This is a genomic window from Finegoldia sp. P2-F-LR (assembly GCF_052932265.1).
The window spans coordinates 201,426-222,093 of record NZ_JBRFJF010000001.1 but is presented as its reverse complement, the minus strand read 5'-3'; the positions used below and the strand labels follow the sequence as shown (position 1 = coordinate 222,093).

The following is a 20,668-nucleotide window of genomic DNA, read 5'->3' as shown; positions in this document are numbered from 1 at the left end:
AAGGTGGATTAAAATGAATTACGCAAAATTATGTGAAGATATAACAAAATGGATAAAAGAAGAAGTCGAATCAGCTAATTTAAAAGGAGCGGTTTTTGGAATTAGCGGTGGAATCGACAGCGCTGTATTAGCGTGTTTGTGCAAAAAAGCTTTTGGAGATAACGCCCTAGGTTTGATTATGCCGATAAAAAGCAATCCAAAAGATGAAGAAGATGCTAGAATATTAGCAGAAGCGATTGATTTGAATTGTAAAAAAGTCGATTTGAATGATGGTTTTGATGCATTGATACAAACTTTTGAAAAAACTTCTGTAGAAATGGCAGTATCAAATATTAAGCCAAGACTTAGAATGTTGACGTTGTACTATTATGCACAAAATAATGGATATATGGTATTATCTGGATCAAATCGTTCCGAATTTATGACTGGATATTTTACAAAATACGGCGACAGTGGAGCTGATCTTATGCCACTTTTGAATTTATACAAAACAGAAATTTTTGAGATGGCAAAAGTTTTGGGCGTTCCAGATGTAATTATTAATAAAAAACCTAGCGCTGGTTTGTGGGAAGGTCAAACAGATGAAGATGAGTTTGGATTTACTTACGAAGAGCTAGATAATTATTTGATGAATAATTCTGAAACTAAGTCTAAAAATTTGATTGATAAAAAAATTAAACAAAGCGAACATAAAAGAAAATTTGCGAAATCATTTGAGTTCGATAGAAATAAATATTAAGGATGTGATTTTATGTCAGGACATAATAAATGGAGCAAAATAAAAAACAAAAAGGGTAGTGAAGATGCTAGAAGAGGTAAAGTGTTCACAAAAATGGCAAGAGCGATAACTGTTGCTGTTAGAGAAGGTGGAGCTGATCCTGAATACAATCCTAGCTTAAAATCTGTTATAGAAAAAGCTCGTGCTGAAAATATGCCTAACGATAACATAGACAGAGCAATTAAAAAAGCGAGTGGCGACGGAGATTCTGCAAACTACGAAAACATAGTATACGAAGGATATGGTCCAGAAGGAGTTGCAGTTATAGTTGAATGTTTGACAGACAATAGAAATAGAACTGCTTCAGATGTAAGACATTATTTTGATAAATTTGGTGGAAATCTTGGACAAAATGGTTCTGTATCATTTATGTTCCAAAGAAAAGGTATATTATTAATTGACGCAGAATCTTTGGATGAAGAAGAAGTAATGATGGACAGTTTAGATGCTGGAGCAGAAGATTTTGAAGCTGATGATGGAATTTTTGTAATCAACACAGCAATGGAAGATTTTGCACAAGTAAGAGATACTTTGTTAGATAAGGGATATAAATTCGTAAAATCTGATTTGGTTTATGAACCATCAAATTACGTTAAAATTAACGACGAATCAAATGTAGATAAAATGGAAAAATTAATCGATAATCTGGAAGATAGTGATGACGTTCAACAAGTAAGTCATAACTGGGATAACGAATAAAAATGGACAGGGTAGCTTTTTCTATTTTGGGAATAGATATAATGTGGTATGGAATATTGATTACTTTAGGGGTAATTTTGGGCTATGTAGTAGCTGTAAAGTTAGCCAAATTAGAAAATATTTCAGAAAATACCATATTGGACATTTTAGTTTGGGCACTTCCTCTTGCAATTGTAGGAGCGAGGGTATATTATGTGATATTCGAATGGGATTATTATTCCAAAAATTTAGGAGAAATCATCGATATTCGCGGTGGTGGATTAGCGATTTATGGAGGAATAATTGCCGCAGTTATTACTTGTTACGTTATTTGTAAAAAGAAAAATCTTAAATTTTTGAAGTTGCTGGATATTTTTATGCCTGCGATTGCATTGGGACAAGCAATTGGTAGATGGGGTAATTTTATTAACAAAGAAGCCTATGGTACTCCAACTAATCTTCCTTGGGCAATTACAATAGATGGTGTAAAAGTTCATCCTACATTCTTATATGAATCATTAGGAGATTTTATAATATTTTTATTATTGGTGTATATATTTAAAAACAAGAAAAAATTCGATGGACAAATAACAAGTTTGTACATGATTTTATACGGAATATTGAGGTTTTTTGTAGAAGGACTCAGAACTGATAGCTTGTACATTGGAGCATTAAGAGTGAGTCAATTAGTGAGTATTGCAATTGTAATTGCAGGAATAATTTTACAAATTAAATACAAAAAGCAAATTATTAAGTCAGATGAAAAGTAACTCATCTGGCTTTTTACAAATATAAAAGAGGTGATATATTTGTGTTCTAGATTTGAACTGAATATAAGTAAACTTGATTTATTGAAAAGATACAATAAAAAACAAATCACAAAATTTAATCCGAAAACAGAAGTATTTCCTGGTCAACAAATTTTAACTTTATGTGACGAATTTGATTATATGAGGTGGGGAATAGATGTTGATTTTATGAAAAAATCTATAATAAATTCTAGAATTGAAAAGATTTATACTTCAAAGTTTTTCAAGGAAGATTTCGAATGCAGAAGATGCTTGATTCCTGCAACTGCTTTTTTTGAGTGGAATCAGAAAAACAAAGATAAGTATAGATTAACTGTTGCGAATCAACAAATATTTTCTATCGCAGGTATTTTCAGAGAATACAAAAGTCAAGAAACAACTATAAGACATGTGAGTATGCTTACCACAGAAGCAAAAGGATTAATAGCTGAAATTCATACTAGAATGCCAATTATATTGCCGCAATCTTTTGAACAAACATATTTGCACGGAGAAAATTCAAAAGAAATTCACGAGTTTTTGTTGGATAATTTTATTAACTTAGATATGGAAAATTTATCAGACAGTCAATTAACATTTTTGTAAATTTATGATATAATTTATATGAATATTGAAAAGCGAAGAAAGATAAATAATATAACAATTACAGAGAGTTAATGTGTGGTGAGAATTAACAAGTTATAACGGCAGTCTGGAGCTAATAATTCTAAGAGTGATGTTTTATCATAATTAGGGTGGAACCGCGGAAATTACATTTCGTCCCTGAAGTTTTACTTCGGGGATTTTTTATTATTCAAAAAAATGGAGGGTTTTATGAAAAACGAAGAAAAGACTATGGAGAAAATAGTAAGCTTATGTAAATCAAGGGGAATAATATTTCCTGGTAGTGAAATCTATGGAGGATTATCAAATACTTGGGACTACGGTTCATTAGGTGTTGAAATCAAAAATAATATAAAAAGAGCTTGGTGGAAAAAATTTATCCAACAAAGCCCTTACAATGTTGGTTTGGATGCAGCTATCCTTATGAATCCTCAAACTTGGGTAGTATCTGGTCATGTTGGTGGATTCTCAGACCCATTAATCGACTGTAAAGAATGTAAATCTAGATTTAGAGCTGATAAATTAATTGAAGACTATTTCATGGATGAAAAAAATGAAGAAATAACTGGATTAGACGGAAAATCAGAACAAGAATTATTGGATATTATTGAAAAAGAAAACATAAAATGTCCAGAGTGTGGTAAACACAATTTTACAGATATCAGAAAATTCAATTTGATGTTCAAAACTTTCCAAGGTGTTACTGAAGATAACAAATCAGAAATTTATTTGAGACCGGAAACTGCACAAGGTATTTTTGTGAATTTTAAGAATGTTCAAAGAACTTCAAGAAAGAAAATTCCTTTTGGAATTGGTCAAATAGGTAAATCATTCAGAAACGAAATCACTCCAGGTAACTTTATTTTCAGAACAAGAGAATTTGAACAAATGGAATTAGAATTCTTCTGTGAACCAGGAACTGATTTGGAATGGTTCGAATATTGGAGAAATTTCTGTAAAGAATTCTTATTGAATTTGGGAATGAAAGAAGAAAACTTAAGACTTAGAGATCACGAACAAGAAGAACTATCATTCTACTCAAAAGCTACAACAGACTTTGAATATCTATTCCCATTTGGATGGGGAGAATTATGGGGAATTGCAGACAGAACTGATTACGATTTGTCAAAACACAGCGAAGGTTCTGGAGAAAAGCTAGAATATATGGATCCAACTACAAATGAAAAATACACTCCATATTGTATAGAACCATCTGTAGGTGTAGACAGAATGTTTTTATCTTTCTTGTGTGATGCTTATGAAGAAGAGCAATTAGAAGACAATTCTACAAGAACTGTTTTAAAGATTCATCCTGCATTAGCGGCATATAAAGTTGCAGTTCTTCCTTTAACTAAAAAATTAAATGATAAGGCAATGGAAGTTTATAACGAATTAGCTAAGAATTTCATGACTCATTTTGATGATGCTGGTTCAATTGGTAAGAGATACAGAAGAGAAGACGAAGCAGGAACTCCATATTGTGTAACGATAGATTTTGATACTCTAGAAGATAATACCGTTACTATCAGAGATAGAGATACTATGGAACAAAAAAGAATGACAGTTGAAGAAATTATAGAATTTGTTAATAAAGAAATGGAGTTTTAATTATATGACAGAAACATTAAATCCGTTGGAAAACGCAAGATATCAAATTAAAAAAGCTTGCGAAATTTTAAAATTAGACGATAGCGTTTATGAATTATTAAAAGATCCCTACAGAGTCATTGAAATAAATATTCCAGTGAAAATGGATGATGGATCAATGAAAGTATTTAAAGGATATAGATCACAACATAATAATGCAATGGGTCCTACAAAAGGTGGTTTGAGATTTAGAGAAGATGTTAACTTGGATGAAGTTAAAGCTTTGTCTATATGGATGACCTTTAAATGTCAAGTAACTAATCTACCTTATGGTGGAGGAAAAGGTGGAATAATTGTAGATCCATCAAAGCTTTCTGAAGGGGAATTGGAAAGATTATCCAGAGGATTCGTTGATGGAATGTACAAATATTTAGGAGAAGATTTTGATATCCCGGCCCCAGATGTTAATACAAATGGGAAAATTATGAGTTGGATGGCTGATGAGTACAACAAATTAACTGGTACTAATCAAATGGGAACTTTCACTGGTAAACCAATTGAGTTTGGGGGATCATTGGGAAGAACAGAAGCTACAGGATTTTCAGTAGCTCTAAGTGCAAAAAAAGCTGTTTTAAATTTGAATAAAAAACTAGAAGAAACGACTGTTGCATTACAAGGATTAGGTAATGTTGGTATTTATACTTTAAAATACGTGCTTGAACATGGTATGAAAGTCAAATACATCATGGAATACAATAAGCAAAGAGGAGTATTTGCAATTCACAAGGAAGACGGATTCAACTTTGAAGAATGCTACGAAATTGCTCAAACAAAAGAAAAAGACTTTGCTAGCATTGAAGGATGCGAAGTAATTTCAAATGAGGATTTTTTTGCGGCTGATGTTGATGTTATTATACCTGCAGCTTTGGAAAATGCAATTACAACTGAAAATGTTAATTCAATTAAAGCGAAAATAATTGTAGAAGGTGCAAATGGACCTATAACAAAGGATGCAGATGAAATCTTAAATGAAAAAAATGTAGTTATTGTTCCAGATATTTTGGCAAACTCTGGTGGAGTTACTGTATCTTATTTTGAATGGGTACAAAATAAAGCAGGATATTATTGGTCTGAGGAAGAAGTCATAGACAAAGAATATCAATTGATTAATAAATCATTTGATGAAATTTGGGAATTATCTGAAAAGCTTAATATAACATTGAGACAAGCTGCTTATGTACATTCAATCAAAAAGATTAGCGAGACAATGAAAATACGCGGATGGTATTAATGCAAACACAAATAGAATTTAATGATGAATTAAAACTTACTAAAATTGAACAATCATCTTTTAACCCTACCCACATTTTTGAATGTGGACAGGCGTTTAGATGGTACAAAGAAGACGATATGTCCTATACAACTGTTGATGGTGACATGTACTGTAATGTAAGTTTGATTGGAGATTACGTTTATATCAAAAACTGTACAGAAGAAGATTACTATAAAAAATGGGAAAATTATTTTGATTTGAAAACAGATTATTCAGAAATCAAAGAAAAATTATCTTTCAATGAAACTTTAAAAAACGCATTAGAATATGGTGATGGAATCAGAATATTAAATCAAGATAAATTTTCTACAATAATTTCATTCATAATCTCAGCAAACAATCAAATACCTAGAATTATGAAATCTGTAAATATAATTTGTGAAAATTACGGAAAATTTTTGGGCGAATTTAACGGTAGAAAATTATATTCTTTTCCTAAGCCTGAAGATTTAGCAAAAGTACCAGTGGAAGAAATGAGAGAAGTGTGCCGTGTTGGATTCAGAGATAAAAGAATTGTAGATGTGTCAAAAATGGTTGCAAATAACGAGTTTGATATTTTGAAAATTGATAACTTATCAAACGAAGAATTAAGAAAAGAATTAATTAAACTTCCAGGAGTAGGACCAAAAGTTGCTGATTGTATTATGCTTTTTTCATACAACAGACACAACACATTTCCAGTTGATGTGTGGATAAAACGAGTTATGGAATATTTGTTTATTAAAGAAGAAACAAATAAAAATTTAATTGCAAAATATGCGGACGATTTGTTTGGAGATTATGCTGGATATGCACAGCAATATTTATTCTACTATGGAAGAGAAAATACTATCGGAAAATAACTTTGAGAATTTCATCATAGAAAATAGAATTAAAGCAAGAAATATCAAAATAAATTGAGTTATTTGCTTTTAAATGCTAATAAATACGTTTGATAAAAACAAAACTGTGGTTTATTATATAAGAGGATTAACACTCAACGGGTCAGAGTGCTAACAAAAGATTCTGAAGGAGGATATCATGAATTTAAAACCTATTGGTGATAGATTAGTATTAAAAAAACAAGAAAAAGAAGAAGAAAAAACATTCTCTGGAATAGTTCTCCCATCTTCAGCCAAAGAAGCTCCTGTTTATGCAGAAGTTTTAGCTATTGGATCTGAAGTAGAAGAAGACGAAAAAATGAAAGGCAATATTAAAGTTGGAGATAAAGTTATATACTCAAAATACGCTGGAACAGAAATAAAACTAGAAGACACAGAATATATATTAGTTAAATATGAAGATATTCTAGCAGTTGTAGAATAGGAGGATAAATTTTATGGCAAAACAAATCAAATTTTCAGACGATGCTCGTAAAAGCATGGTAGAAGGTATTAATAAATTATCAGATACAGTTAAAGTTACATTGGGACCAAAAGGTCGTAATGTAGTTTTGGATAAAGAATATGGCGCACCTTTGATTACAAATGACGGTGTTTCAATCGCAAGAGAAATCGAACTTGAAGATGAATACGAAAACATGGGTGCACAATTAGTAAAAGAAGTTGCTACTAAAACTAATGATGTAGCAGGTGATGGTACAACTACTGCAACACTTTTAGCACAAGCAATTATTAGAGAAGGCTTGAAAAACTTAGCAGCTGGTGCTAATCCAATTGTTTTACAAAAAGGTATCAGAAAAGCTGTTGAAAAATCCGTGGAAGCTATTAAATCTAGAAGTCACAGTGTTACAACTAAAGAAGAAATAGCAAATGTTGGTAGCGTATCAGCAGCTGATGAAACTATTGGTAAACTAATTGCAGAAGCTATGGAAAAAGTTGGAAATAATGGTGTAATTACTGTTGAAGAATCAAAATCTATGGGAACAATATTAAATGTTGTAGAAGGTATGGAATTCGACAGAGGATATGTATCTCCTTATATGGTTTCTGATTCAGACAAAATGGTAGCAGCAATGGAAGATCCATTCATTTTAGTTACTGACAGAAAGATTACAAACATTCAAGATATATTACCATTACTTGAACAAGTTGTTCAACAAGGTAAGCCATTATTTATAATTGCTGAAGATGTTGAAGGTGAAGCATTAGCAACATTAGTTTTAAATAAAATCAGAGGAACATTCAACTGTGTAGCAGTGAAGGCGCCAGGCTTTGGGGACAGAAGAAAAGAAATGCTTGAAGATATATGTATTTTAACTGGAGCTCAATTGATCGCAGAAGATTTGGGAATCGAACTAAAAGATGCATCATTTGATATGCTTGGTAGAGCTAGAAAAGTCAATGTATCAAAAGACAAGACAACTATTGTTGACGGAAATGGTGAACAATCTAAGATTGAAGAAAGAATTAACCAAATTCAAAACAGAATTCCTGAAACTGATTCTGAATATGATAGAGAAAAACTTCAAGAAAGATTAGCGAAATTATCTGGTGGAGTTGCTGTAATTGAAGTTGGAGCAGCTACAGAAACAGAATTAAAAGAAAGAAAATTGAGAATAGAAGATGCACTTGCAGCAACAAGAGCAGCCGTTGAAGAAGGTATTGTAGCTGGTGGTGGAACAGTTCTATTAGATGTTCTAGAAGAAGTTGAAAAACTTGTCGATGAAGTTGAAGGCGATGAAAAAACAGGAGTTAAGATAATTCTAAAAGCTTTAGAAGAACCAGTAAAACAAATCGCAATTAATGCTGGAATCGACGGATCTGTTATAGTTGAAAATGTTAAAAATAAAGACAAAGGAATTGGATTTGATGCATACAAAGGTGAATATGTAGATATGTTAAAAGCTGGTATTGTAGATCCAACAAAAGTAACATTATCTGCATTACAAAATGCAGCATCTGTTGCAAGTTTATTATTGACAACAGAAGCAGCAGTAGTTTCTATAAAAGAAGACGAACCAGCTATGCCTCAACCAGGTCCTGGCGCGTATATGTAGACAAATCAAAGGTGAGGATATATTCCTCATCTTTTTTTGCAAGGAACTAAAAATGTTAGTTGAAAATGGATATCGGGTATATATACAATAAGTTGGTGAGATAATGAATAATTACGATTTAATAAATGAAGTGCTTGGAAAAACAAGTGAAGAAATACAAAAAATGAGTCCAATAAATATATTATTGGTTGGAAAATCTGGAGTTGGCAAATCGACTTTAATTAATGGAATGTTTAGAGATAATTTAGTGGAGACTGGAGTTGGAAAGCCTGTCACTAAATATTTGCAAAAAATTACTAAAGAAAATATTGCTATTAATTTATACGACACTCAAGGACTTGAACTTAACTCACAAAATCAAAGAGAAGTTCTTACAGAAATAACAACTTTATTAAAAGATTTAAAACGTCAAGGCGAAAAAGATAGAATTCATTTGGTATATTATTGTATTAACTCAAATGGGTCTAGGATAGAAGATTCTGAAATATCTCTTATTAACTCCTTAAAACAGTTCGCACCAGTAATTATAGTCTTAACACAATCTCTAGGAGAAAATTCTGAAAAATTAAAAGAATACATTCAAGATTTGGATTTAGACGTGGCAGATGTTATTGAAATACTTGCAAAGCCATACCGAATTAACGATATGGTCATTGAAGAAAAAGGATTAAAAGAGCTGATGACTAAAAGTTTTGAACTTTTAGATGAGGAAATTAAAAATTCTTTTATTAATGCCCAACATGTCGATATTGATTTAAAAACAAAAACGGCAAGACGTTGGGCAAAAAGATATATAAAAACAGCTTTTGGTATTGGATTTGTTCCTATACCTTTCTCAGATGCATCGATTTTAGTGCCTATGCAAATTGGAATGATAGCTCATATTAATTCTATATTTGGAATATCGATGGATAAACAAAGAGTTGCTTCAATCATAGCGGCGATTGGAGGGACTGGAGGGGCTACTTTTGCAGGAAGATTTATAGTAACAAATGCTTTGAAGTTTATTCCAGGAATAGGTAGCTTGGCTGGTGGATTAATTTCTGCAGCGACTGCATCTATAATGACTACTGCATTAGCCATGAGCTATATAGAAGTGTTGAGTTATATTGCTAAAAGAGAAAAGCTAGGAATTAACATGGATTTTTCTGAAATTGAAAAATTAATGCAAAAAACTTACACAGAATATTTGAAGAATAGGAAGAAGAAAGACGATGAATGATTTAACTAAAAAAGATTTTATTGAAAAATACAAAGATGGAAAATTTGATTTTGCAGTTCAAAATACTTGCAGAGCTGTTGAATACGCAAAGCTTGAAGACTGTTTCAATGTAGCTGAAAGAAATAGAGAACCATCTGATATCATTATCTATGAAGATGATGATATGATTGACTATTTTCACTTTGATGGGTTAAAATATCAAGATTAAAAATCACATAAGTGTGGTATAATAATAATTACAGAGTAGGGTTGATGCGTTTAGTGTAATGGGATAGGGAGTTGCCCATTAACGAAATTATTGCGATATCAATGCCGCTTCCGCTGATAATATGAATTAGTGGGAGCATTATCTTTGAAATATAGGATAATGCTTTTTTTGGAGCACTCTCGGGTGCTCTTATATTTTTATAAATGAGAGGGATTTAAATGGATAAAGAAAAAATTGAACAAGCAGTGTCAATGATAATAGAAGCTATTGGTGAAAATCCAAACAGAGAAGGATTATTGGAAACACCTCAAAGAGTAGCTAGAATGTACGAAGAAATTTTTAGTGGACTAAACCAAGATGCGAAAGTGCATTTGTCAAAATCTTTTGAAATAGTTGATGATAATATGGTTATAGAAAAGGATATTCCTTTCTATTCTATGTGTGAACATCATTTACTACCATTCTGGGGAAAAGTTAATATTGCTTATATTCCTGATAAAAGAGTTGCTGGTTTATCAAAATTAGCTAGAACTGTTGACGTTTATTCAAAAAAACCACAATTACAAGAACGTTTAAATATAGAAATAGCTGATGCATTAATGAAATATTTAAATTGTAAAGGGTGTTTGGTTACTATTGAAGCTGAACACATGTGCATGAATATGAGAGGAGTTAAAAAACCAGGTACTTCAACAATGACTTCAGTAGCAAGAGGAGCTTTTGAAGAAGATTTGGATTTGAAAAACGAAGCATACAGATTAATGGGATTATAATGAAAAATACCGACATTGTCCTTAATCACAATTTATTTAATGAAAAAATAAATAAAATTGAAGATGATGAGAAAACTCGTGTATTTTGCAAACATGATTTCTCTCATCTTATGGATGTAGCTAGGATATGCTATATTATAAACTTAGAAGAGAATCTTAATATTGATAAGGATTTAATATATGTTACAGCGCTATTGCATGATTTGGGAAGAGCTGACGAAGTAGATACAGGGATTAACCACAGTATATTATCACAAGAAATTGCACAAGAAATTTTGAAAGATTTAGATTTTAATGATGAGTCAAAAAAACGAATAATAAGTGCGATTAAACATCATAGAACTAATGAAGAAAATGATGATAGATTTATAGAGATTTTTTACAAAGCAGACAAGTTATCGAGGATGTGTTTCAGATGTCCTGCTAGAAGTATTTGTAATTGGCCAGAAGAAAAGAAAAATAAAACAGTTATTTATTGAAAGGATACAATATGTTAATTAGAAACAAAGAATTTGATTTTAAAAATAATGCTTATATAATGGGAATTTTGAATGTCACTCCAGATTCTTTTTCAGACGGAGGAAAATGGAATGAAGTTGACAGAGCTGTAAAACATGTCGAAGATATGATAAACGAAGGAGCTAGTATCATTGATATTGGTGCTGAATCCACAAGACCAGGACATACTCCTGTATCTTCTGAAGAAGAACTTGAAAGAGTTATTCCTATCATTAGAAAAATAAGAGAAAACTTCGATATTCCAATTTCTTTAGACACATATAAAGCTAATACTTTAAGAGAAGTTGTGAAAGAAGGGGCAGATATTTTAAATGATGTTTGGGGATTGAAATCGGATCCAGAAATAGCTAAAACCGCTAAGGAACTAGATGTTCCTGTAATATTGATGCACAACAAAGATAATAATAATTACAATGACTTAATGAAGGACTTAAACAGAGAAACATTAGAATCAGCTGAATTAGCAAAAAAAGCGGGAATCAAAGATGAATTAATTATATTGGATCCGGGAGTTGGATTTGCACTAGATTACGAAAAAGATTTAACTGTAGTAAACAGAATCAGAGAATTTGTCGATTTGGGATATCCTGTTTTATTGGGAACGAGTAGAAAAAGATTTATTGGTAAAGCTATGGGAATAGATGTAGCTACTGAAAGAGATTTTGGAACAGCTATAACTACTGCTATTGGTGTAATGAATGGATGTTCAATTTTTAGAGTTCACAATGTAAAAGAAAGTTATGATGCTATGAGAATGGCTTTGGCTATAAAAAGAGAAGGAAAATAATGGACTACCTTTTAGTAAAAGATTTGGAAATATACGCTAACCATGGAGTATTTCAATCTGAAAAAGAATTGGGACAAAAATTTTTGGTTACTTTGAAGATGGGATACAATATGAAAAAAGGTGCAACTTCCAATAATTTAGAAGATTCAATACACTATGGGGTTTTGAGTAAAGAAATTTACGATTATTTTCGTTCAGAATCCATAGATTTAATAGAAACAGTCGCTTATAAATTGGTTGAGTTTATATTTGAAAAATACAAAATTGTACAAGAACTTACTGTAGAAATTAAAAAACCATGGGCTCCAATAAATTTGCCACTTGATACTGTTAAAGTGACAATAAATAGAAAAAAAAGAAGATATTTTCTGGGAATAGGATCCAACATTGGAGATAAACAAGAATATGTTGATTCTGCAATTGATCGATTGAAAAACACAAATAGTATTGAATTAAAAAACGTGTCTGAAATGTACACTACAAAAGCTTGGGGGAAAACTGATCAGGAAGATTTTCTCAATTGTGCTGTTGAAATAGAATCTTACGAAGAACCTGAAGATTTGCTTAAAATAACTCAACAAATTGAGTTGGATCTTGGCAGAGAAAGACACGAAAAATGGGGACCTAGAACTATAGATATCGACATTCTATTTTGTGATGATGAAATAATATATAATGATGATTTGAAAATTCCACATCCTTATGTTCAAGATAGAAAATTTGTGTTGGAACCTTTGAATGATTTTGCTGAATTTTTGATACATCCTGTCTTAAATAAAACACTCAAGCAATTGCTGAATGAATTAGAAAGCAAATAGAAAATTTGTAAAAACAACGATTTTTAAGTCGTTGTTTTTTATTTAAAAATACGATAAATGAAAACTTGAAATTATCACATAAAAAATAAGATGAAATCGTGATGAGTAAGTTTCAATTAAAAATTTTTCTTTGAATTTTAATAGGATTTATATTATTATAATATCATAGTAAATTTTTAATTAGGGGGAAAATATGATATTATTTTTAATTGGAATAATAATTTTATTCGTTGGTGGATACTTTTACGGTAAGTATTGTGAAAAAGTATTTAAACCAGATGACAGAATAACACCAGCAACATCTCTTGCTGATGGTGTTGATTTTGTAGAAATGAAAAAATGGAAAAATCAACTTATTGAGCTTTTAAACATAGCCGGAACTGGACCGATTTTGGGGCCAATTCAAGGTATTTTATTTGGTCCGATAGCTTTTATTACAATTCCAATAGGTTGTGTTTTAGCAGGAGCAACTCATGATTATTTCATAGGTATGATGTCTATGAGGAATGAAGGAGCTCAAGTTCCTAAAATGATAAAAAAATATATGGGATCTACAACAAATAAAGTTTATAATATTATTATTTGGATACTTATGCTATTAGTAGGAGTAGTTTTTATTTATACTCCTGGTGATTTGATTGTTAATGATATTTTAAATATGGATGTAAATGGAAGTGTAATTTGGGTAGTTTATGGAATTATTCTTATATACTATTTATTAGCCACTCTTTTTCCTATTGATAAAATCATTGGTAGAATCTACCCTGTTTTTGGTGCTATTTTGATAATAAGTGCTATTGGAGTTTTAGGTGGAGTTTTACTAGATGGTGGAGTCAATTTGCATAATATTACAGAAGGTGTTTTACTAAGTAAACACCCTCTTGGTCAAAGTTTTATTCCGGTTTTTTTCATAACTGTTGCATGTGGTATACTTTCAGGATTTCACGGTTCACAAATTACATTGATTTCTAGAACTGTAAAAAATGAACATGAAGGAAGATCCACATTCTACAATATGATGATTGCAGAAGGACTTATAGCTATGTGTTGGGCTTCAGGTGCCATGGTACTTTTCAATAGAGGTACAGCACTGGATACTAACGCTACTTTAATGGTTGGTATAATTTCTAAAACTTTTATGGGCAAAATTGGTGGCTTGTTTGCAATTATAGGAGTAATTGTATTACCAATTACAAGTGGAGATACTGCATTTAGATCGCTTCGTTTAATGATAGGTGAACAATTCAATATAAGTCAGAAATATGTTAAAAATAGAATTTTGTTAAGCTTACTCATTTATGTTTTTGCTATCGCTATTCTTTATTTTGCCAAGACAAATGGAAATGGATTTAACTTATTATGGAGATACTTCGGTTTTACTAATCAATTGGTAGCTGTATTTGCTTTAATGTTGATTACAGTATATTTATATATCAATAAGAAAAATTACTTTATAACAATGATACCAGGAATGTTTTATGCATTTATAGTTTCAAGTTATATTGCGCATGCTGATTTAGGATTCTCACTTGATAAGAGATTAGGAATGGATGGATACTTGGCAAGTTATATTGTAGGTTTCATATTCGTAGTTTTATTTACAGTATTTGTTATTAAAAAAGGTAAAATTGGACAAACTAAATCAGAATTAATAGGATAATTTTAAAAATCAAGCAGCTAAGTCTGCTTGATTTTTTGTTATTCAAATTAATTTCAGAATTATTGAAATTAAAATATTTTTTTGATATAATTATATTAATAACAATGAATGGAGTGATAATATGGCAAGGGCAAGAGTATCATTAGCTGTTGTTAAGAGACTTCCAAAATATTACAGATATTTAGGAATGATCGAGCAAAAGGGAATAATAAGAGTATCAAGTCAAGAATTGAGCAGCATTACAGGTTTAACTGCTTCTCAAATTAGACAAGATTTAAATCATTTCGGTGGTTTTGGTCAACAAGGATACGGATACAATGTCGAAGAATTGAAATCAGAAATTGAAAAAATTATGGGGATAAACAAATCTTACAAAGCAATTATTTTGGGTTGTGGTAATATTGGAAAAGCCATAATGAACTACAGAGGATTTAAATCTTCAGGTTTTAATATTGTTGATGTATTTGACCACGGCAAAAAGGTAGGTACAAAAATTTCAGATTATGAAATCAAAGATATTGATAAAATTGAAGAGTATCTAAAAGAAAAGAAACCAGAAATAGCTGTTATTGCCCTACCAACAGATGTAGCTCAAGATGTTTGTGATAAGCTAGTTGAGGGTGGCATAAAAGGTATTTGGAATTTTGCTTCATTGGATTTGAAATTACCAAAAAATGTTGTATTGGAAAATGTACATCTTGATGAAAGCTTGTACACATTAACATACTACATGAATAATTTGGCAGATTATCCAGGAACTAAAAATTAATTATATTCGGCGTTTTATAACGCCGTTTTTTATTGTAACGAATGTTACAAATTTTTTTTCTTATTTATAATATAATTGTTGTATAAAAGGAGTGGTAATATGGATAGTATTTTAGTTTTAGAAAAAGAACACGAAAATATAAGTAAGATAATAGATTTAATGAAAGAAAAGTCAATTGAATTCATAAATAATAAGGATATAAATGTTGAATTCGTAGAATTATTGATTTATATTTTAAAAGAATACGCAGATAAATTTCACCACAGAAAAGAAGAAGAAATATTGTTTAAAAAGATGCAAGAAGATTTGGGTAGAATTGGTGAAGTTATGGTTTTGAATGGAATGTTAGTTGAACATGAAATAGCAAGAGGTATAATTTTTGACCTTGGTCAAAGTATTAAAGAATACGAAAAAGACAGATCGGATGAAAATTTTGTTGAAGTAATAGGAAATCTAATGGGATACAGAAGACATTTACAAAAACACATTGAAAAAGAAAATACAGTGGTGTATCCTTATGGAAAGAACAATCTATCTGATGATAGATTAAAAGAAGTTGAAGATGAAACTATAAAATTTTTGGAGGAAAATAAAGAAGTTCATAATAATTTGATGGAGAAAATTGACAAATTATTTAATATGTAATGTATGAGAGGAATTAGGTAATAATTCCTTTTTTATTTGCATAAAATGTAATATTATTGTAACAAATACACACCTTTCATTTATGTTATAATTTAAGGTGGAAGGTGTTTTATGAAAATATTAATAACTACAGATACATACAGACCGACAATAAATGGAGTTGTAACATCTATTGAATCTTTAAAAAAAGCTTTGGATAGATTGGGACACGATGTTAGGATTTTAACTTTTTCAGATAGTTTTAATTCAAAACAAGAAGGCAACATTTATTATATGGGCTCTTTAGGAGCTGGAAAATTTTATCCAGACGCTAGAATGAATAAGTTATTTTATAATAGATTTTATGAAGATATTATGGATTGGAAACCAGATATAGTTCATTCACAAACAGAATTCACTATGTTTATCCAAGCAAAAAAGATTGCGAAAGATTTGGATATTCCACTTTTGCATACTTACCACACTGTTTACGAAGATTACACTCATTATTTTTCTTTGAATAAAAAGATTGGCAAGGAACTTGCAAAACAATTTACGAAACAAATTATTAAAACTACTGACGGTGTAGTAGTTCCAACTAATAAAATATATAATTTGTTAACAGATTACAATATACACGAAGATATATATGTGGCACCAACTGGAATTAATGTTAATAAGTTATCTGAATGTGACGATTTTGATATACGAAGTGGCTATAAAATTCCTGAAGATAAGCATATAGTATTGTTTCTCGGAAGAATAGGTAAAGAAAAAAATATCACCGAGATTCTTCAATATCTTGAAAACATTGATAGAGATGATATTGTGTTCATTATTGCAGGTGCAGGACCATTTCTTTCAGAATTAAAAGATATTTGTTCAAATTCAAAAATAAGAGATAGATTGATATTTACAGGAATGATTGACTCTTCAAAAGTAGGAAACTTTTACTCCAAAGCAGATGTATTCGTATCTGCATCGACATCCGAAACACAAGGATTGACATTTATTGAGTCAATGGCATGTTCTACACCAATAATTTGTAGGCACGATGACTGCTTGGACGGGATGTTGATTGAAGGTAAAACAGGATTCGGTTACGATACAGAAGAAGAATTTATCGATTATCTAAATCAAATTCTGGACAATGAAAAACTTAGAGATAAAATGGGTAAAAATTGTAAACAATTAGTAGATGAAAACTATACTGAAGATTCTTTTGCAAATAAAATTGAGCAGATATATAAAAAGGTAATTGAAAATCATGCAAAATCTGTTCAATAAGATACTCGAGGCTGACAACAAAAAATTTCAGATTATTATCCATGTGCTAAATGCAATTGGAATATTACTTAGTATATGCGTTATGATTTACGCATGGAAAACAGGAATACTTAAAGATATCGATAAGTTTCAAGAATTTATGAATCAGTTTGGGAAATTAGCTGTTCTGATATTTATCTTATTTCAGATTATGCAAGTAATTATCCCAATAATTCCCGGTGGTATAACTTGCCTGGGTGGTGTAATTTTATTTGGATCTTGGATGGGATTTGTATACAATTATGTAAGTATTTGTATAGGGTCAATAATTGTATTTTTTATTGGCAGAAAATATGGTACTCCATTGATTATAGCAATTTTTGGAGAAAGGGCATATAACAAATACATCAAAATTCTTACCAAAAAGAACAGATTTGATCATGCATTTGCGGCTTTGATATTTTTTCCAATTGCACCAGATGATATGCTATGTTACATAGCTGGAACAACAAAAATGAAATTCAAAAAATATTTTTGGATAATTATATTAGGAAAGCCTATGTCTATAGCTCTTTATTCATTAGGATTGGAAGTATTATTTAAGAAACTAGTATTAAGGATTTAAGAATAAATGAAAATTTTGATATATAAAGGTGATTATGATTTAGTAAAGCAAAGTGGAGTAGGTCAAACGATTGAACACCAGGAAAAAGCTTTGAAACTAAATAATATTGACTACACAACCGATGAAACTGACGATTATGATATTGTTCATATAAATACTATAATGCCAAAATCAAAAAAATTCGGACGAAAAGCAAAGAAACAAGGTAAGAAAGTTATTTATTATGGGCATTCCACGATGGAAGATTTTAGAAATTCTTTTCGCGGAGCGAATTTATTGAGCAGACTTTTTAAAAAATGGATTATTAGTTGCTACAATATTGGAGATATTATTATAACTCCATCACAATATTCGAAAAACATACTTGAAGGATATGGAATTAATAAGAAAATATACAGCCTATCGAATGGTATTGACCTTGATAAATTTAAGGGCGACAAAGATAGCAGAAAGAGATTTCGAAATAAGTATAATTTGAAAGATGATGATAAAGTTATTATTTCTGTAGGTCATTTGATGAAGAGAAAGGGTCTGGATGATTTCCTAGAAGTTGCAAGGGAGCTTCCGCAATACAAATTTATTTGGTTTGGTCACACTAATCCTAAACTATTGACTTCTCACATCAAAAAAGCCATTAAAAACAAACCAGATAATGTAATTATGGCTGGATATGTTGATCAAAAAGAACTGGTAGATTGTTATAGAGGTAGTGATTTGTTCCTATTTATGACCAGAGAAGAGACAGAAGGAATTGTACTATTAGAGGCTTTCGCTTCTAAAATAAAGGTTTTGGTAAGAGACATTAAGATTTACGAAAATATGTTTACTGATGGTAAAGAAGTTATCAAAGCAAAAACCAATGATGAGTTTAAAAACAAAATTGTTAATATAATAAATGGCAAATATTCTACTGTTGAGGAAGCATATAGATATGTTAAAGAACGAAGTGTTCAGAAAATTGGAGAAAAATTGAAAAGTATTTATTTAAAATTAGAAGATGGTTAATTTTTAGTGACATCTTAATCTCACAAAAGTATATTATATATAAATGTTTTGTTTAATATTTACATTTATTTACAAAAGAATTTTTTAGCGGTATAATTATATATATAAAACACAAGGTGGTGAGGTTATGCAAATTACAGATGTTAGAGTTAAAATACTAAATATTGATAACAGATTAAAAGCTATTGCTTCTGTTACTTTTGATGACGAAATAGTAATTCATGACATCAAAGTTATAGAAGGCGAAGAAGGGTTATTCTTAGCTATGCCTAGTAGAAAAATCGGTAATAATAAATATCGTGACATAGCTCATCCAATTAGTTCTCCAGCCAGAGAAAAAATTGAAGTAGCAGTTATCAATAAATACAATGAAGAATTTGAAAAACAATCTTCTGAAGAAACTGAGCCAGTGACTGAAGAAAATATAGAAACTGCAGAAAATGAAAATGAATAACACAAAAAGCATCTGACAAGGTGCTTTTTTTAGTTCTTGTAAATCCGAATTCAAAAAATATTTTACATATTTCGTTTGTTTGATATAATAATTAAATATGGTTAATTTTTAATAAAGGAGATATTTTATGGAATTAAAAGTACCGAAAGGATACAAATCCTCTTTGGATTTATTAGAAACACAGAAAGCTATTAAAATTATCAAAGATTTTTTTCAATATAGGTTGTCTGAGACTTTAAATTTGACTAGAGTTTCTGCTCCGTTATTTGTTAGAGCTAATACAGGAATTAACGATAATTTAAATGGTATCGAAAAACCTGTAGGTTTTGAATTCTTGGAAGACGGTTCAATGAGTAGGTTGGAAATCGTACAATCACTTGCAAAATGGAAGAGAATAGCATTAAAAAACTACGAGATTCCAGTAGGAGAAGGGATTTATACGGATATGAATGCTATCAGACCTTCAGAAGTTTGTGACAACACACATTCATTGTATGTGGATCAGTGGGATTGGGAAAAAGTAATTTCAAAAGAAGACAGAAATGTCGGATTTTTAAAAGATACAGTAAGAAATATATATCAATGTTTCTTAGAAACTCAAACAATGTTGATTAATTCTTATGATGATTACAAAAAAATACTTAGAGATGAAATTACTTTTGTAACTACTGAAGAGTTAGAAGAAATGTATCCGGATAATACTTCAGATGAAAGAGAAACTTTGATTACTAAAAAATACGGATCTGTGTTTTTGATTGGAATTGGTGATTCTTTAAAATCGGGAAAATCTCATTCTGACAGATCTCCCGATTACGACGACTGGAGCTTAAATGGAGATATATTAGTTTATAATCCTGTTTTAGACAATTGCCTTGAATTAAGCTCTATGGGAATTAGAGTTGATAAGGATAGATTGATTTATCAATTAGACAAGAAACAAAATAATGATAGGAAAAATTTAGAATATCATCAAATGCTGATTAATGATACACTTCCCCAATCTATAGGCGGAGGTATTGGTCAATCTAGAATTTGTATGTTCTTCTTACAAAAAGCACATATAGGAGAAGTTCAATCATCGATTTGGCCGAAGAAAATGCTTGAAGAATGTGACAAGTTGGGAATTAAATTATTATAATTTAGAGTTATAAAATTAGTTTTATAAGAGAGTTATTTATTTCAATAAATAAGTAACTCTTTTTTTGTAAAATG

At 30.4% G+C, this 20,668-nt stretch carries 23 protein-coding genes and 1 riboswitch; all 23 genes read left to right on the top strand.

The window, feature by feature from the left end; all coding sequences use genetic code 11:
* Positions 1–13: 13 nt before the first annotated feature.
* The 23 genes from ACU68W_RS01095 to asnA all read left to right on the top strand — a co-directional run bounded on the left by ACU68W_RS01095 (position 14) and on the right by asnA (position 20,594).
* A complete protein-coding gene (locus tag ACU68W_RS01095; protein WP_094223532.1) occupies positions 14–739 on the top strand; it encodes an NAD+ synthase in 726 nt (241 codons plus the stop codon).
* Positions 740–751: 12 nt separating this feature from the next.
* Positions 752–1,477 carry a YebC/PmpR family DNA-binding transcriptional regulator gene (locus tag ACU68W_RS01090; RefSeq protein WP_094208702.1) on the top strand — a complete coding sequence of 242 codons (726 nt, stop codon included), beginning with the start codon at positions 752–754 and terminating at the stop codon, positions 1,475–1,477.
* A 2-nt stretch (positions 1,478–1,479) separates the two neighbouring features.
* A complete protein-coding gene (gene lgt, locus ACU68W_RS01085) occupies positions 1,480–2,226 on the top strand; it encodes a prolipoprotein diacylglyceryl transferase (protein ID WP_094208701.1) in 747 nt (248 codons plus the stop codon).
* 30 nt (positions 2,227–2,256) lie between these two features.
* Positions 2,257–2,850, top strand: a complete 594-nt coding sequence (locus ACU68W_RS01080; RefSeq protein ID WP_242427991.1) for an SOS response-associated peptidase — start codon at positions 2,257–2,259, stop codon at positions 2,848–2,850.
* Positions 2,851–3,078: 228 nt separating this feature from the next.
* Positions 3,079–4,476, top strand: coding sequence for a glycine--tRNA ligase (locus ACU68W_RS01075; protein ID WP_094208699.1), 1,398 nt, complete (start codon positions 3,079–3,081; stop codon positions 4,474–4,476).
* Between the two features lie 4 nt (positions 4,477–4,480).
* The gene (locus tag ACU68W_RS01070) at positions 4,481–5,746 is read left to right on the top strand and encodes a Glu/Leu/Phe/Val family dehydrogenase (protein ID WP_446755957.1); all 1,266 of its coding nucleotides are present in this window, start codon (positions 4,481–4,483) and stop codon (positions 5,744–5,746) included.
* Complete coding sequence (locus ACU68W_RS01065) at positions 5,746–6,630, top strand: DNA-3-methyladenine glycosylase family protein (RefSeq protein WP_094223530.1); 885 nt, start codon at positions 5,746–5,748, stop codon at positions 6,628–6,630. Before ACU68W_RS01070 ends, ACU68W_RS01065 begins: the two co-directional genes overlap by 1 nt.
* A 178-nt stretch (positions 6,631–6,808) precedes the next feature.
* Positions 6,809–7,093: a co-chaperone GroES gene (locus ACU68W_RS01060; RefSeq protein ID WP_002836581.1), complete on the top strand. Its 285-nt coding sequence runs from the start codon at positions 6,809–6,811 to the stop codon at positions 7,091–7,093.
* 13 nt (positions 7,094–7,106) lie between these two features.
* Entirely contained in the window at positions 7,107–8,726 is a 1,620-nt protein-coding gene (gene groL, locus ACU68W_RS01055) for a chaperonin GroEL (RefSeq protein WP_094223529.1), read from the top strand.
* 103 nt (positions 8,727–8,829) lie between these two features.
* Entirely contained in the window at positions 8,830–9,948 is a 1,119-nt protein-coding gene (locus ACU68W_RS01050; RefSeq protein WP_446755956.1) for a GTPase, read from the top strand.
* Complete coding sequence (locus tag ACU68W_RS01045) at positions 9,941–10,156, top strand: hypothetical protein (protein ID WP_094205784.1); 216 nt, start codon at positions 9,941–9,943, stop codon at positions 10,154–10,156. Before ACU68W_RS01050 ends, ACU68W_RS01045 begins: the two co-directional genes overlap by 8 nt.
* 29 nt (positions 10,157–10,185) lie before the next feature.
* Positions 10,186–10,274: riboswitch (THF riboswitch) on the top strand.
* A gap of 100 nt (positions 10,275–10,374) precedes the next feature.
* On the top strand, positions 10,375–10,929 hold the full coding sequence (folE, locus tag ACU68W_RS01040) for a GTP cyclohydrolase I FolE (RefSeq protein WP_094223527.1): 555 nt from the start codon (positions 10,375–10,377) through the stop codon (positions 10,927–10,929).
* Positions 10,929–11,408 (top strand): HD domain-containing protein, encoded by a 480-nt coding sequence (locus tag ACU68W_RS01035; RefSeq protein WP_094208692.1) that lies wholly within the window; start codon positions 10,929–10,931, stop codon positions 11,406–11,408. Before folE ends, ACU68W_RS01035 begins: the two co-directional genes overlap by 1 nt.
* 11 nt (positions 11,409–11,419) lie before the next feature.
* A complete protein-coding gene (gene folP / locus ACU68W_RS01030; RefSeq protein WP_094208691.1) occupies positions 11,420–12,235 on the top strand; it encodes a dihydropteroate synthase in 816 nt (271 codons plus the stop codon).
* Positions 12,235–13,053, top strand: coding sequence for a 2-amino-4-hydroxy-6-hydroxymethyldihydropteridine diphosphokinase (folK, locus tag ACU68W_RS01025; RefSeq protein ID WP_094223526.1), 819 nt, complete (start codon positions 12,235–12,237; stop codon positions 13,051–13,053). Before folP ends, folK begins: the two co-directional genes overlap by 1 nt.
* Positions 13,054–13,246: 193 nt before the next feature.
* Complete coding sequence (locus tag ACU68W_RS01020) at positions 13,247–14,713, top strand: carbon starvation CstA family protein (protein ID WP_094208689.1); 1,467 nt, start codon at positions 13,247–13,249, stop codon at positions 14,711–14,713.
* 121 nt (positions 14,714–14,834) lie between these two features.
* Positions 14,835–15,482, top strand: coding sequence for a redox-sensing transcriptional repressor Rex (locus ACU68W_RS01015; protein ID WP_306478696.1), 648 nt, complete (start codon positions 14,835–14,837; stop codon positions 15,480–15,482).
* Positions 15,483–15,581: 99 nt separating this feature from the next.
* Positions 15,582–16,127 carry a hemerythrin domain-containing protein gene (locus ACU68W_RS01010; protein WP_094205777.1) on the top strand — a complete coding sequence of 182 codons (546 nt, stop codon included), beginning with the start codon at positions 15,582–15,584 and terminating at the stop codon, positions 16,125–16,127.
* A gap of 111 nt (positions 16,128–16,238) precedes the next feature.
* Positions 16,239–17,393 carry a glycosyltransferase family 4 protein gene (locus ACU68W_RS01005; protein WP_446755955.1) on the top strand — a complete coding sequence of 385 codons (1,155 nt, stop codon included), beginning with the start codon at positions 16,239–16,241 and terminating at the stop codon, positions 17,391–17,393.
* Between the two features lie 82 nt (positions 17,394–17,475).
* A complete protein-coding gene (locus tag ACU68W_RS01000) occupies positions 17,476–17,997 on the top strand; it encodes a TVP38/TMEM64 family protein (RefSeq protein WP_242427990.1) in 522 nt (173 codons plus the stop codon).
* 6 nt (positions 17,998–18,003) lie between these two features.
* The gene (locus ACU68W_RS00995; protein WP_446755954.1) at positions 18,004–19,002 is read left to right on the top strand and encodes a glycosyltransferase; all 999 of its coding nucleotides are present in this window, start codon (positions 18,004–18,006) and stop codon (positions 19,000–19,002) included.
* Positions 19,003–19,129: 127 nt separating this feature from the next.
* Entirely contained in the window at positions 19,130–19,456 is a 327-nt protein-coding gene (gene spoVG / locus ACU68W_RS00990; protein ID WP_094205773.1) for a septation regulator SpoVG, read from the top strand.
* Positions 19,457–19,583: 127 nt separating this feature from the next.
* Positions 19,584–20,594, top strand: a complete 1,011-nt coding sequence (gene asnA / locus ACU68W_RS00985; RefSeq protein WP_094208681.1) for an aspartate--ammonia ligase — start codon at positions 19,584–19,586, stop codon at positions 20,592–20,594.
* The last annotated feature ends 74 nt before the right edge of the window (positions 20,595–20,668 follow it).